This window comes from Qipengyuania polymorpha, assembly GCF_019711435.1.
In the GTDB taxonomy this organism is placed as follows: domain Bacteria; phylum Pseudomonadota; class Alphaproteobacteria; order Sphingomonadales; family Sphingomonadaceae; genus Qipengyuania; species Qipengyuania polymorpha.
Map to the genome: position 1 here is coordinate 976,452 of NZ_JAIGNK010000001.1, position 14,710 is coordinate 991,161.

12 protein-coding genes are annotated in these 14,710 nt (G+C 62.6%); 5 read left to right on the forward strand and 7 right to left on the reverse strand.

Features of this window, described 5'->3' with window-relative positions:
- The first annotated feature begins 49 nt into the window (after positions 1-49).
- The 4 genes from K3152_RS04810 (at position 50) to K3152_RS04825 (ending at position 5,465) form a co-directional block, all read left to right on the forward strand.
- Positions 50-1,738 carry a PHA/PHB synthase family protein gene (locus tag K3152_RS04810; protein WP_221572868.1) on the forward strand — a complete coding sequence of 563 codons (1,689 nt, stop codon included), beginning with the start codon at positions 50-52 and terminating at the stop codon, positions 1,736-1,738.
- A gap of 47 nt (positions 1,739-1,785) precedes the next feature.
- A complete protein-coding gene (locus K3152_RS04815) occupies positions 1,786-2,628 on the forward strand; it encodes an alpha/beta fold hydrolase (RefSeq protein WP_247713145.1) in 843 nt (280 codons plus the stop codon).
- Between the two features lie 75 nt (positions 2,629-2,703).
- On the forward strand, positions 2,704-4,458 hold the full coding sequence (locus K3152_RS04820) for an N-acyl-D-amino-acid deacylase family protein (RefSeq protein ID WP_221572870.1): 1,755 nt from the start codon (positions 2,704-2,706) through the stop codon (positions 4,456-4,458).
- Positions 4,455-5,465 carry a zinc-dependent alcohol dehydrogenase family protein gene (locus K3152_RS04825; RefSeq protein WP_221572872.1) on the forward strand — a complete coding sequence of 337 codons (1,011 nt, stop codon included), beginning with the start codon at positions 4,455-4,457 and terminating at the stop codon, positions 5,463-5,465. The genes K3152_RS04820 and K3152_RS04825 overlap by 4 nt, the downstream gene beginning before the upstream one ends.
- 8 nt (positions 5,466-5,473) lie before the next feature.
- Here the strand turns inward: K3152_RS04825 and K3152_RS04830 are convergent, their stop codons facing one another.
- From K3152_RS04830 to K3152_RS04850, 5 genes are all read right to left on the reverse strand, one after another.
- Entirely contained in the window at positions 5,474-6,553 is a 1,080-nt protein-coding gene (locus tag K3152_RS04830) for a DUF2855 family protein (protein WP_221572874.1), read from the reverse strand.
- Positions 6,554-6,612: 59 nt separating this feature from the next.
- Positions 6,613-7,737 (reverse strand): DNA polymerase III subunit beta, encoded by a 1,125-nt coding sequence (gene dnaN / locus K3152_RS04835; protein ID WP_221572876.1) that lies wholly within the window; start codon positions 7,735-7,737, stop codon positions 6,613-6,615.
- A gap of 143 nt (positions 7,738-7,880) precedes the next feature.
- Positions 7,881-8,633 carry a 3-oxoacyl-[acyl-carrier-protein] reductase gene (gene fabG, locus K3152_RS04840; protein ID WP_221572878.1) on the reverse strand — a complete coding sequence of 251 codons (753 nt, stop codon included), beginning with the start codon at positions 8,631-8,633 and terminating at the stop codon, positions 7,881-7,883.
- The gene (gene fabD, locus K3152_RS04845; RefSeq protein ID WP_221572880.1) at positions 8,633-9,571 is read right to left on the reverse strand and encodes an ACP S-malonyltransferase; all 939 of its coding nucleotides are present in this window, start codon (positions 9,569-9,571) and stop codon (positions 8,633-8,635) included. The genes fabG and fabD overlap by 1 nt, the downstream gene beginning before the upstream one ends.
- Before the next feature lie 40 nt (positions 9,572-9,611).
- Positions 9,612-10,448: an LD-carboxypeptidase gene (locus K3152_RS04850; RefSeq protein WP_247713146.1), complete on the reverse strand. Its 837-nt coding sequence runs from the start codon at positions 10,446-10,448 to the stop codon at positions 9,612-9,614.
- Between the two features lie 42 nt (positions 10,449-10,490).
- On the opposite strand from K3152_RS04850, the gene K3152_RS04855 reads away from it, so the two are divergent.
- Positions 10,491-11,918 (forward strand): glutamate ligase domain-containing protein, encoded by a 1,428-nt coding sequence (locus K3152_RS04855; RefSeq protein ID WP_221572881.1) that lies wholly within the window; start codon positions 10,491-10,493, stop codon positions 11,916-11,918.
- 5 nt (positions 11,919-11,923) lie between these two features.
- Here K3152_RS04855 and K3152_RS04860 read toward each other — a convergent pair whose 3' ends face one another.
- Positions 11,924-13,513, reverse strand: a complete 1,590-nt coding sequence (locus tag K3152_RS04860) for a sensor domain-containing diguanylate cyclase (RefSeq protein ID WP_221572883.1) — start codon at positions 13,511-13,513, stop codon at positions 11,924-11,926.
- Positions 13,514-13,729: 216 nt separating this feature from the next.
- The gene (locus K3152_RS04865; RefSeq protein WP_221572884.1) at positions 13,730-14,686 is read right to left on the reverse strand and encodes a DUF808 domain-containing protein; all 957 of its coding nucleotides are present in this window, start codon (positions 14,684-14,686) and stop codon (positions 13,730-13,732) included.
- Positions 14,687-14,710 lie beyond the last annotated feature (24 nt).

The following is a 14,710-nucleotide window of genomic DNA, read 5'->3' on the forward strand; positions in this document are numbered from 1 at the left end:
CGCACCACTCGTTCAGCTTGAAACGCCATAAAAGAGGACAGACCCGCCCATGCCCAAGCTCGAAGACGAAGCTGCCCAGCACACCAGCGCCCTCGGCCCGCTCATCGGCCTGACGCGCGAGGATATTTTCGGCGCGGTGGCGGTGATGCTGCGCGAAACGGCTTCCGACCCGCAGCGCCTGATGAAGCACAGCCAGGCGATGGGCGAAGACATGCTCAAGATCATGACCGGCAAGAGCGAGCTCGCACCCGACAAGAAGGATCGCCGCTTCCAGGACCCGGCGTGGCAGTACAACCCCTTCATGCGCGCCGGCATGCAATATTACCTCGCCGTCCAGAAAGGCGCCTCGCGCTGGCTAGAAGACCTCGAACTGGACGAGCTGGAGAAGGACCGCGCGCGCTTTATCTCCAATATCATCATCGACAGCCTCGCGCCCACCAACACGCTGGTCGGCAACCCGTCGGCGCAGAAGATGGCGATCACCAGCGGCGGCCTCTCGCTCGTGAAGGGGCTCAAGAACGCTTATGACGATATGGTCCACAACAAGGGCATGGTCAGCCAGGTCGACAAGAAGCCGTTCAAGCTGGGCGAGAATATCGCGACGTCGAAAGGCGATGTCGTCTTGCGTACGGAGATGATGGAACTGGTCCATTACGCGCCGACCACGGACGAAGTGTACGAAGTACCGCAGCTCACCATCCCGCCGCAAATCAACAAGATGTATATCAACGACCTCTCGCCGGAGAAGTCGGTGGTCAAATACCAGGTCGACAACGGCATCCAGACTTTCGTCATCAGCTGGAAAAACCCGACGCCCGAGCAGGGTGACTGGGACATGGCCGATTACGTCAATTCCTGCCGCGAGGCGATGAAGGCGGTGTCGAAGATTACCGGCAGCAAGAAGGTCAATGTCTCGGCCGGCTGCTCGGGTGGCCAGACCGCGGCCATGCTCGCGAGCAAGCTCGCCTCGGACAAGGACGATATCCTCGGCAGCCTGACGCTGATGGTCTGTGTCCTCCACCCCAAGCAGAACGACATCGAGGCAGGCTCGCTCGTCAGCGAGAACGGACTCGCCCTCGCGCGCCGCCGTGCCTCCAAGAAGGGCGTCATCAAGGGTGACGACTTGTCGCGCGGCTTTGCGTGGCTGCGCCCGAACGACCTTATCTGGAACTACGTCATCAACAACTACCTTCTCGGACAGGACCCCCCAGCCTTCGACGTCTTGTTCTGGAATGCCGATGCGACCAACCTCTCGGGCGCGCTGATGGGCGACTTCCTGACCGTGTTCGAAACGCTCGCCTTCACCAAGAAGGGCGAGGTCGAGATGGTCGACCACAAGATCGACCTGTCGAAGGTGACGAGCGACCTCTTCATCCTCGGCGGCGTGACCGACCATATCACCCCGTGGAAGGCGACCTACCGCTCCACCCGCCTCTTCGGATCGAAGGACATCACTTACGTCCTGTCGCATTCCGGGCACATGCAGGCGATTCTGAACCCTCCGGGTAACCCCAAGGCAAAGTATTACATCCAGAAGGATCCGAAGAAGAAGCTGCCCGAGACCGCCGACCAGTGGCTCGAAGGCACCGAGGAAGTCGCAGGGTCCTGGTGGCCCTATTGGATGAACTGGGTTCAGGAACGTTCGGGCAAGAAGAAGAAGGCACCGGCGAAAACGGGGAACAAGGCCTATCCGCCTCTGGACCCCGCCCCCGGAAAATACGTTATGGAACCCTGCTGAGAGCCATTCGGGACACAAATCGCGTGAATGCAAAAACGAAGAACGAGATGACCGCAACGGTCGAGATGATGGATGTCGGCGGTCGCAGGCTTCGCGTCGCCCACTGGCGTCTGGACGAACCGAGCGATCACCCGCCTATGCTGTTCTTCAACGGCATTGGAGCGAATATCGAGGCAGTCGCGCCGCTCGCCGAAATGCTGACCGAGCGCGGCTTCGTGATGTTCGACATGCCGGGCACGGGCGAAAGCCCCGATCCCACGCTGCCCTACAACCCCTTCACCATGTGCTGGACCGCGGCCCAGATCCTCGGCCGGCTCGGCATCGAGCTGGTCGATGTCATGGGCGTCTCGTGGGGCGGCGCGATGGCGCAGCACTTCGCGCTTCAGCATCCGGGCCGCACGCGCCGGCTCGTCCTCACAGCGACCACGGCAGGGATGCTGATGGTGCCGGGCAATCCGGCCGCACTCACCAAGATGGCCGACCCGCGCCGCTACATCGATCCCGAATTCATGAACGAGCACTTCGCCACTCTCTATGGCGGTGTCGACAAGGACGGGGCTGCACACCAGAAGGACAGCCACATCGGCCGTCTCAAGCCGCCCTCTCCGCGTGGCTATTTCTACCAGCTGATCGCCATGCTCGGCTGGACCAGCCTCCCCGCCCTTCCCTTCATGAACAAGGAAGTGCTGATCATGATGGGCGATGACGATCAGATCGTTCCGCTCGTCAACGGCAAGATCCTCGCCTCGGCCATCCGCAATTCGCGGCTCGAAATCATCGAGGGTGGCGGACACCTGTTCCTGCTTACCCACGCCGACGAGAGCGTGGCGGCGCTGCGCGAATTCCTCGACGCGCCCTCGACCGAGGCGGAGCTTTCTCGCGCAGCCTGACCGGCCCGGCGCAAGATCGCTGGACTCATAAGTTGCATTGTGGAACCTTCTCTCGCGAGAGAGAGGAGCCACACCATGCCAGCATACGACCTGATCATTCGCGGCGGGACCATCGTCGATGGAACCGGTGAAGACCGCTTTACGGGAGACGTCGCCGTCAAGGATGGGCTGATCGCCGCCGTAGGCGAGATTTCGGGCGATGCGGCAGAGGAAATCGACGCGACTGGCCTTCTCGTGACGCCCGGATTCGTCGACATCCACACGCATTACGACGGGCAGGCGACGTGGGACCAGGAAATGGCCCCCAGCAGCTGGCACGGCGTGACGACGGTGGTCATGGGCAATTGCGGCGTCGGCTTCGCGCCCGCCAAGCCCGACCAGCACGACTGGCTGATCGGCCTGATGGAGGGCGTCGAGGACATTCCCGGCACTGCGCTGGCCGAGGGCATCACCTGGAACTGGGAGACCTTCCCCGAATATCTCGACGAGCTCGAGAAGATGCCGCGCACGGTCGATGTCGGCACTCACGTCCCGCATGGCGCCGTGCGCGCCTATGTGCTCGGCGAACGCGAGCAGCCAGGTGCCGTCCCGACCGAGGAGGACATCGCGGCAATGAGCAAGATCGTCGAGGAAGGCGTGCGTGCCGGTGCACTCGGTTTCTCGACCAGCCGCACGGTGCTGCACAAGGACGTCGACGGCGTGCTCGTCCCGGGCACGACTGCCACGGCCGAAGAGCTCGTCGAACTGGGCCGCGCGATGGGCCGCGTGGGCCACGGCGTTTTCGAAATGGCGAGCGATCTCCAGCGCGACTGGAACGAGTTCGAATGGATGGGCAATCTGAGCCGCGAGACCGGCCTGCCCGTTACCTTCGCCGCGCTTCAGTCGATCGCCAAGGAACTTCCGCTCGACGAGCAGATCTCGACCATGCGCGCCGAGAATGACAACGGCGCGAATATCGTCGCCCAAATTGCGCTGCGCGGAAACGGCGTGATCATGGCGTGGCAGGGCACGGTGAACCCCTTCGTCTACCGCCCCAGCTGGAAGGCCATTGCCGACCTCTCGTGGGAAGAGCAGAAGGCCAAGCTCTTCGATCCGGAATTCAAGAAGCAGCTCCTCTCCGAAGCGAACGACTATTCCGAAGCGCCAGCCGACATTCTTCCCGTGGTTGCCGCCCTCACCCAGGGGTGGGCACTGATGTACGAGATGGACGAGGATTTCGATTACGAGCCCGAGGACAGCGCCACCGTGCAGGCACGGGCCGAGAAGGCGGGTATCGATGCGCAGGAATATGCCTATGACATGCTCTGCCGCGACGAGGGCAAGGGCTTCATCTACTTCCCGATCCTCAACTATGCGGATAAGAACCTCGATTTCCTGTTCCCGCTCCAGCATTCGGACGACACGGTAAACTCGCTCTCGGATGGCGGCGCGCATTGCGGGACCATCTGCGATGCAGCCTCGCCCACCTTCATGCTCCAGCACTGGGTGCGCGACCGCAAACGCGGCGATCGGATCACGCTGGAGAACGCGATCAAGCGCCAATGCAACGATACCGCGCGGCTCTACGGCCTCGAGGATCGCGGCATTCTCGCGGCGGGCTATCTGGCGGACATCAACGTCATCGACATGGAGCGACTGAAGCTGGGCAAGCCATGGCTCGCCTTCGATCTTCCGGCGGGCGGCAAGCGCCTGCTGCAGAAGGCTGAGGGCTATGTCGCTACGATCAAGAACGGTGTCGTCACCTTCCGCGAAGGGAAATGGACCGGCAAAACTCCGGGCGGCCTCATCCGCGGGCCGCAGCGTGCCGAGCTGGCCGAGGCGGCCGAATGAAGGCGATCCGCACCGGCGCGACGCCCTCCACGCTCGAAGCCCTCGCCTTTGTCGATGTCGACGATGCCCCCGCACCCGCCGCGGGCGAGATCAGGGTCGATTTGAAGGCGAGTTCGCTCAACTATCACGACTATGCGGTCGTGAAGGGCATGATCCCTGCTGCCGAGGGACGCATCCCCATGTCCGATGGCGCGGGCGTGGTTACGGCGGTGGGCGACGGGGTGACCGAATTTGCCGTGGGCGATCACGTCGTCAGCACCTTCTTCCCCGACTGGCTCGATGGCGAGCCGCCGCAGAGCGCCTTCACCCGCGTACCTGGAGACGGGATCGACGGTTATGCGCGCGAGGCTATCACCGCGCCGACGCATTGGTTCACCCGCGCTCCTGCCGGTTTCAGTCATGCCGAGGCAGCCACGCTGACCTGCGCGGGGCTGACCGCGTGGCGCGCGCTCTTCGTCGACTACACGCTCAAGCCCGGCGACACGGTACTGGTGCAGGGGACCGGCGGCGTGTCGATCTTCGCGCTGCAGTTCGCCAAGGCGGCGGGTGCGACGGTGATCGCCACAAGCTCTTCCGACGAAAAGCTGGAGCGTGTAAGAGCGCTCGGGGCGGATCACCTGATTAATTACAAGAAAGTTGAAGCCTGGGGTCCGAAGGCGCTGGAAATCACCGGCGGCCGCGGGGTCGACTGCGTGGTCGAGATCGGCGGGGCGGGCACGCTCGACCAGTCGATGCTGGCAACCCGCGTCGGCGGCCATGTGGCGCTGATCGGCGTGCTGGCGGGCTTTGCCGGGCCGGTGCAGACCGCGCTCCTGTTCTCGAAAAACTTGACAGTCCAGGGACTTACGGTCGGTAGCCGCAAGATGCAGCAGGACATGATCGCGGCAATCGCGGCGAACGGTATCCGCCCGGAAATCAGCGACACCTTCGCGCTCGAGAACCTTGCCGATGCCTTCCGCCACCAGGAAAGCGGCGGTCACTTCGGTAAGATTGCGGTCGAAATATAGGGTTCGATCTAGGGTTCGATCACGATCCCTTTGGCGGGATCGACCTTGCCGCCGACCATCTCGACAAAGACATCGCGCGCGGCATCGAGACCGCTGTGCCGTTCGATCTCGACCGAGCCGCCCGCATCTTCGAGGAAGCCGTGCCAGCTTTCGGCGACCATCGCTCCCGCCTTCTCCGGCCCGTGCTCCTTGAACAGCGCTACCGCGTGGTCGGGTGCGAAGAACAAGGTTGGGGTCGGTCCCGGCAGGTCGCCGCCCGCGCCCAGCCCAGCGCCGCGCTCCTCGATATGCGTTGCGCCGACGAGGCAGGAATACTTCAGATTGTCGCCGAGGTGGTGGTGCAGCTGGCCGAGCAGCTTCGCATTGCCCGCGAAATCGACCGTGACGCTGGGTTCGCCTGCAATGTCGCCTACTGCGTCGTAGGAAAGCACCTCGTCATAGAGGCCGCTGTCTTTCACGAACTGGACGTTGCCGGAGGAGGTCAGGCCGATGCGCTTCACCTGCGGCGAGCGGCGCTTGGCAACGCTGGCGAGACCCATGGCGGTTTTCGACGAGGCGCTGGTGAGGATCACCTGCCCTGCCCCGAACCAGTCTTCGCTGCGCATGAAATACTCGATCAGGAAACCGGTCTTGAACAGCGGACCGAAGATCATCCGCTCGCCCTCGCGCGCGGGATCATGCTCGGGATCGGCGGCAAGGCGCGAATACTGGTTGTAGATCGGGCTCATCGGCTGGCGGTGCTCGGCCATGTCGACGAAGCCGCCCGCGCTGACCTTGCCCGGCACAACATCGAGATGGCTTGCCATCGGGAGGTAGCCATAAACGCGCTCGCCCTCGGCAAACTCGGGGTGGTTGCTTTCGATGACCCGAGCATGCCCCCACATGGGCACGATGCCCTTGCCTTCGGGCGCCGGGAAGAAATTCCAGTAGCCGAACCCATCGCCGACCACTGCGTAGGTCACATTATTCGCAGTCACCGAGAAGCTCTCGACGGCAAGGCGCACCGCACCCTCGGCCAGCGCGCCCTCGTCGAGGTCGACAACCTCGGCCCTGGTCAGTTCGGACTTGTCGACATGAACCTGCTGCATCGCGTCTCTCCCAGTTACGGGAGCGACGCTAGCGGCAGGTCACGGCAATTGCGAGGGGCTTAGACCCGCATCGGCATGAGGACGTAGAGCGCGGGGCTGTCGTCGTTCTTGCGGATGAGCGTCGGCGCGCCGGCGTCGGCGAGGTGGATTTCGACCTCGTCGGCGTCGATCTGGCTGAGGATGTCCTTCAGGTAACCGGCGTTGAAGCCGATTTCGAAGCCGTCCGAGCCATATTCCGCCGCCAGTTCTTCCGAAGCCGTGCCGTTGTCGGGCGAAGTGACGGTGAGCGTCACGCGGTCCTTGTCGAGACCCATCTTCACCGCGCGGGTCTTCTCGGTGGCGATGGTCGCCACGCGGTCGACACCGGCGAAGAAGCTCTTCGGGTCGATTTTCAGCAGCTTGTCGTTCCCCGTCGGGATAACGCGCGAGTAATCGGGGAAGGTCCCGTCGATGAGCTTGCTGGTCAGCACCACTCCGCCCTCGCCACCAAGCGTGAAGCGAATCTTGCTTGCCGAAAGGTCGATTTGGACATCGCCGTCCATTTTCTCGTCGAGCAGCTTGCGCAGTTCTGCCACGGCTTTGCGCGGTACGATGACGTCAGGCATGCCTTCCGCGCCTTCCGGGCGGGCCAGCGTGAAGCGTGCGAGGCGGTGGCCGTCGGTGGCGGCGGCCTTGAGGACCGGCTGGTCCTCGTCCGATACGTGCAGGAAGATGCCGTTGAGGTAGTACCGCGTTTCCTCGGTCGAGATGGCGAAGCGCGTGCGGTCGATCAATTCGGCCAGAGTCTTCGCGGGCAGCGAGAAGCTGGTCGGCAAATCACCTTCGACAATCACGGGGAAGTCGTCGCGCGGCAGGGTCGGCAGCTTGAAGCGGCTGCGGCCGGCTTTTACGTCCATCCGGTTTTCGGCGGTCTCGAGACTGACCTGGCTACCTTCTGGCAGCTTGCGCGCGATGTCGAACAGCAAGTGGGCCGATACGGTGATCGAGCCTTCGCTCTCGACGCTGGCAGCTTCGATATGTTCGACCACCTGCAAGTCGAGGTCGGTCGCCATCACCTTCAGCCCGTTACCTTCGGCCTCGATGAGGACGTTGGAGAGGATGGGAATGGTGTTGCGGCGTTCGACCACAGACTGGACGTGGGAGAGACAGCGCAGCAGCGTCGCGCGTTCGATTGTGGCCTTCATGGTCCTAACTTTCATCCCTTTTGGGCGTCAGGGGCCGGAATCGCCCCACAAGCGCCGGAATACGGATAATGACCTTAGCTATGCTGCCAAGCCTCGCAAGCTTCCGGCGCTAATGGGCGGATTTCCCTTGGGGATAAGTGGGATTACCCCTGCATCGCCATGCCGCCGTTCACATGGATGGTCTGTCCCGTGACATAAGCGGCTTCATCGCTGGCGAGATAGGCTACGGCGGCGCCGATTTCGTCGCCCTCGCCCATGCGGCCCATCGGGATGCGGGTATTGATGGCGGCCTTCTGGTCGTCGTTCAGCGCATCGGTCATCGCGGTGCGGATGAAGCCGGGGGCGACGCAGTTGACGGTGATGTTGCGGCTGGCGAGTTCCTGCGCGAGGCTCTTGGACATACCGGTGAGGCCTGCCTTCGCCGCGACGTAGTTCATCTGGCCGGGGTTGCCCGTGTGGCCGACGACGCTGGTGATCGAGATGATACGGCCGCCCTTGGCCTTCATCATCGGGCGCGCACTGGCGCGCATCAGGCGGAAGCTGGCCTCGAGGTTGATACGGATGACCTCGTCCCATTCCTCGTCCTTCATGCGCATCGCGAGATTGTCGCGCGTGATGCCGGCATTGTTGACGAGAATGTTCATGCTGCCGAGCGTGTCGACCGTGGCCGGGATGAGTTCCTCGACCTGCGTCGTGTCGGACAGGTTGCAGGTAATTTCGACATGGTCGCCGCCGGTGTCGGCATTAAGCTGCTCGCGAAAAGCACGCAGCTTGTCGCCATTCGAGCCGGACAGCGCGAGCCGGGCACCCTGTCGCGCGAGCGCATAGGCGATTGAACTGCCGATGCCGCCGCTGGCACCGGTGACGAGGGCGGTCTTGCCTTCGAGGTTGAACATCAGCCGTTCTCCTTCGCGAAATTCTCGAGGTCTTCCATGGTGACGAGGCTGGTGGTCGCAGCCTCCTTATCGATGCGGCCCACCATGGGCCCAAGCACCTTGCCGCCAAGTTCGACGAACTTTTCGACGCCTGCCTCGCGCATGGCGAGCACGCTTTCGCGCCAGCGCACGCGGCCGGTGACCTGGTCGACGAGCAGGCCCTGCTCTTCTGCCGGGTCGGTTACGCGCGCGGCGGTCACATTGGCATAGAGCGGCACGGTGAAAGCGCTCAGCGAGGTATCGGCGAGAGCCAGCTTCATGCGCTGGGCTGCCGGCTCCATCAGCGAGCAGTGGAAGGGGGCCGAGACGGGCAGCTTGATACCGCGCTTGATGCCGTGGTCCTTGGCCATTTCGATGGCTCGATCGATGGCTTCGGCATGGCCCGAGATCACCACCTGCGTGGGGTCATTGTCGTTCGCGACTTCGCAGACCTGACCCTCGGCAGCCGCCTCGGCGAGTGCGGTTGCCTTGTCGATGTCCGCACCGAGCAGCGCCGCCATGGCGCCGACGCCGATGGGAACGGCGTCCTGCATCGCGATGCCGCGCAGGCGCAGCAGCTTGGCGGTCTCGGCAAGGCCGAAGGCGCCGGCAGCGCACAGCGCCGAATATTCGCCCAGCGAGTGGCCGGCGACGCAATCCGCCTTGTCGGCCAGCGCGACGCCGAATTCCTTTTCGAGCACGCGCAGGGTGGCAATCGAGTTCGCCATGATGGCGGGCTGCGCATTGCTGGTGAGCGTGAGTTCGCTCTCCGGACCATCCTTCATCAGGCCAAAAAGTTTCTGGTTCAGCGCCTCGTCGACTTCTTCGAACACTTCGCGTGCGTGGGCGCTGGCTTCGGCGAGCTCTACGCCCATGCCGACCTTCTGGCTCCCCTGACCGGGGAAGATGAATGCAGTCATGAAACTCTCCTTGTTGAGGGCGCGCTTAGGCGCGTGTGCCTCATCCCTCAAGGCCGAAGGGGACTATCCTGTTGGCAGCGGTGTGCCCGATGGCAGCGCGCCCGAGGTATTCGATGCCGTAGCGTTCGCACCAGTACCGGACAATTTCTTCCGGGTTCGCGCCGAATGGACGGTCATTCTCCGGCACTGCGGTGACTTCTCCAAGCCGTATCCCCGCCAGTGCAGGCAGGTTCTCTGCCAGGTGGAAGAGCAGGCGGTCGATCGCATATTCATACTCGCCGACCTCCTCGATGAGCAGTTCATGCCCCTCGAGGTTGGGCATGAACTGCGTCCCTGCCATCATCGCGAGAGTATAGAGGTTGAAGGCCGCCACAGGCTTTTCGGAAAGGCGAGGTTCGAGTCCCCCGTCATCGCCGCACATCCAGGCGAGCGTGCGCCGGATCGCAGCATCCCCGCCTTCGCGCTTCATGTCTACCGGCATGGGAGCGTGAACAGGCTTGCCGATACCCGCCCGATAGAGGGCACCGAGAACAAACCCGAGATCGGAATAGCCGACGTAGGTTTTCTCGCCGGCAGCCTTCTGCGCCCTGCCAATGAAATCAGCAGCGATGCGGTTCGAGCCGTAGCCACCCTTGGCGAACCACACCGCATCGAAGGCAGGGTCGTTGGCACATTCGAGCAAGGCTGCCAGCCTTACCTCGTCGCGCCCGGCAAAGTGCCCCTCTTCGACGAAGCATTGTTCGTGGAAGGTGAGTTCGATGTCGGGAAATTCGTCCGCCGCGAGCTGCGAGACGGCTTCCGCATACTTGCGCTTCAGCGGCGTGGCTGGGGCGCAGATGGCGACTTTTCGGATGGGTCGGTGCACGTCTAAGACCATGCCCGCTTGTCATCGCGCTTACAACTGCATAGCGAGGCCGCAATGACCGACTTCCCCAGCCCTGATGAACTTTTTTCGCGTCCCTTCTTCTTCGTCGGTATCGGCGGGTCGGGAATGCTGCCGCTTGCGCAGATCCTAAAAGGTCGCGGCGCGAAGGTCGCGGGGTCGGACCGCAGCTTCGACCAGGGCCACACGCCGGAAAAGTTTGCCGCGCTCGAGGCACAGGGATTCGATCTCCACCCGCAGGACGGCAGTGGCATCGTCTCGGGCGACCAGATTGTCGTGGCATCTGCCGCGATCGAGGACAGCGTACCCGAAATCGGGCGCGCCAATGCGCTGGACTGCCTGCGCCTGACGCGCGCGGAGCTGAATTCCATCCTTTTCAACACCAGCGGCGCAGGCCTCGCGGTGGCGGGCACCAGCGGCAAATCGACCGTTACCGGCATGCTCGGCTGGATTCTCGAGGCGACCGGCCGCGAACCGACCATCATGAACGGCGCGGTGATGAAGAACTTTGTCTCGCCCGAGCGCCCCTTCGCCAGCGCGGTGGTAGGGGGACAGAGCCTCTACGTCAGCGAAGTCGACGAGAGCGACGGCTCGATTGCGCTTTACCGTCCTGCGGTCGGCGTGCTGCTCAATGTCAGCCTCGACCACAAGAGCATGGAGGAATTGCGCCAGCTGTTCGGGGATTACCTCTCGCGTAGCCGCATTTCGGTCATCAACGCCGATGACGAGGAAGCCCTCGCCCTCCTGCCGCACGCCAAGGAGGTCATCACTTTCGGCATCGAACAAGAGAAAGCGCAAATCGGCATCGTACCCGGCAGCGTGGCGGAAGGCCCCCTCAGGCAGGCCGCGATGGTTGTAGACCGGCATAACGACTCGCAGCACGCGCTGACGCTCAACATGCCCGGACGGCACAACCTCTCGAATGCCCTTGCGGCAATTGCGGCTGCGGCGGCGGCCGGCGTGCCGGTGGAAGCTTCGGTGAAAGCGCTCGCAGACTTCGAGGGCCTTGCACGACGCTTCGACATCGTCGGGACCAGCCACGCCGCCATCACGGTCATCGACGATTTCGGACACAATCCGGAAAAATGTGCCGCGACCCTGCGCACGCTGCGCGCCCACCCGGGCCGCGTACTCGCCTTCTTCCAGCCCCATGGCTACGGCCCCTTGCGCCAGATGGGCGAGGAGCTGGCACAGACATTTGCCGACGAGCTTGCCGAAGATGATCGCCTGCTGATGTGCGACCCTGTCTATTTTGGCGGCACTGTCGACCGCAGCGAGGGTAGCGAACGCATAGTCAGGCTCGTCGAAGAAGCGGGCGGACGGGCCGAATACATCCCTTCGCGCAAATCCGTGGAGGACCGGCTGGTCAACCTGGCTTCGCCCGGGGACCGTATCGTGGTGATGGGCGCGCGCGACGACAGCCTTTCGGAATTTGCAAAGCGCCTGTTCCAGCGCATTTCCTGAGCACCCTAAGAGATCACCTCGATCCGCCCACCGGAGTCGGCGATCGCGCTGCGATTGCGACCCGCCCGCTTGGCCTTGTAGAGTGCTTCGTCGGCCTTTTCGAAGACCTCGTGCGGGGTCCTCCCGCCACCCATTGCACAGCCGATGCTGATGGTCGCATGCGGAATGCCCATGACTTCTTCGCCAATATTACCATCGACATTCCGGCGCAGGTCTTCGGCAATTTGTCGCAGCACGGCTTCATCCGTACAGGAGAACACGATTGCGAATTCCTCGCCACCCAGGCGGTAGATCGTCGAAGCCGGATTGCCCGCGAACTCTTCCCGCATGATGCTTGCCATGTGACACAGGACCGCATCGCCGGTGGTGTGGCCTTTCTCGTCGTTGATGGCCTTGAAGTGATCGATATCCGCGACGAGCAGCGCCTGCTCCTCGCCGATTTCCTCGATCGCATCGAAGGCGCGGCGATTGGCAAGCCCGGTGAGGGAATCGGTCAGCGCAATACGACCCAGCTTGATGGCCCTGATCCGCGCACGGTCGCGCTCTACCCTCAGGACCATGAAACGGTCACCGACTGCAGCAGAGCTGCCCAGCACCAGCAGAACCAGCGCGGCAAAGACAAGCTCGTCCACATGGAAAGGCGGGTGATAGAGATTGAGGTTCGTTAGGAGCGCCAAAATGCCCGCAATGACAAATCCGCCAAAGGCGAACAGCAGGTATATCGCTCCCCTGCTCTCGTTCAGCAATGCGGTTGCGATGACCACGAGGAGGGTAATACTCATGGGCAGCATCGCATAGAGGAACGCGATGTGCGACAGGATGCGCAGCTCTTCGAGGTCGAGAAAGGATAGCGCCTTGATGACCAACATCAGCGCCGTAAATCCGATCAGCACGTTGGACAGTTTCTTGGGGACCTTGCCTTTTTCCAGCAGCGAAAGGACGAAGAAAATGGCCGCACCCGCCAGGACCGCAAGCGTCACGGTGTTCAGTTGCCAGCGTACACCCAAGGGGATGTCGGGGAAGAACAGGAAGATCAGCCCCGAATTCGACAGGACAAAACCCAGCATTCCCAGTGTCATCACGGCATGCCACGTCACGAAGCGGAACCTGAGCAGCCGCATGAAAAACAGGTCGTAGACGATCGGTACGATCAGCAAACCGCACAGGAGAGCGTAGATCAAGGAGCGATAATAATGCTCCCCGGCGGCCTCTGCCTCTCCGACAAGTCGCGCTTCGCGGGCAATTGCATATGTGCGCGGCTTCTCGACCACCATATCGACGGCAAGCAGCCGCGCGTCAGCTTCCGGCACAGCAACGCTGAAACGGGTACGCACGAACCAATCGCGCGCCGCCATTTGTGGATCGACATCGACAACCCGCTGCTCGCCATTGGCGTAGGCAAAACGCAGCAGCATGTGGTCGAACTTTGCCGGATCTGTCTGCCAGACCAATTCCTGCTGCTCCACTGCATACGCTTCGGGAACCTCGGCATGGCTGCGCAGGAAGGTCTGCCGCTTCAGGAAACGATCGGGTGAGCAATCGAGCTCGGCCTGCGTGAGATCAAGGGCTTCCTCGAGGGTTTCCGCCCCGCCCACGCACAGGAGCGGCGAGAGTTCGAGTTCCCTTGCCTCGGCACTTGCCGCAGCAAGCCCGAGCCAGAAGACCAGCAAGAGACCGAGCGCTCTCAACACGAAAAAACCAGCACTACCCCCGTTCGCACCGCCCCCGCGATGCGCGCCTATCCTTAGGCAGATGCCCTCGAAAAACTAGGAAAAATCCGCCCTCGTCCCTCAAGGGGACGCGAGGCACACTCAGTGCGCTTCCTTGCCGCGCAGGATCACCTTGTGGATGAGGATGGCGAGGATGAAGCCCAAAGCCAGCCCGATGAGGGCCGAGATGGCTGCATAGGTGACCCAGCCCAGCAAGCCCGACATCCCATCTACTGCAGCCTTCACGGCATATTCCGCGCCGTGGGCGATGTCGTAGAGCAAATCGAAACCGAGTTCGTGCGTCCCGTGGACGATGATGCCTCCGCCGACCCAGAGCATGGCGATAGTCCCGATGAAGGACAGCGCCTTCAGCAACCACGGCATGCCCTTGAGCAGCATTCGGCCGAAGGCCTGCGCCGCCTCGGATGGTTTCTTGGTCAGGTGCAAGCCGACGTCGTCCATCTTCACGATAAGCGCGACCGAGCCGTACACCACAACCGTGACGGCAATGGCGACAACCGCAAGCGCTAGTCCCCTGCCAAGGAAAGTGTCTGCAATCGGCTCGTTCGACAGTTCGTTCAGCACGATGGCCATGATTTCCGCCGACAGGATGAGGTCGGTTCGAATGGCGCCTGATACACGCTGTTTCTCGAATGCCACCGGGTCTTCGATCACATCATCGACAGTCTTGCCGTGTTTCGCCCCGCCAAGCTTTTCCATCACCTTTTCCGCGCCCTCGTAGGACAGGTATGCGCCGCCCATCATCAGCAGCAGGATAATGGCGCCGGGCAGGAATTCGCTGAGCAGCAATGCGCCGGGAAGCAGGAAGAGCAGCTTGTTCTTAAAGCTGCCCTTGGTGATGGCCCATATAATTGGCAATTCGCGCGCAGGAGAGAGGCCCGTGACGTAACTCGGCGTCACCGCGGCATCATCGATGATGACACCTGCGGTTTTCGACCCTGCCCGACCTGCTGCTGCGGCGACATCGTCGATGGATGCGGCGGCCGTGCGCGCGATGATGGACACGTCGTCGAGAAGGGCTACAAGTCCGCCGGGCACGCATTATCTCCTGTTTTGAAGGCC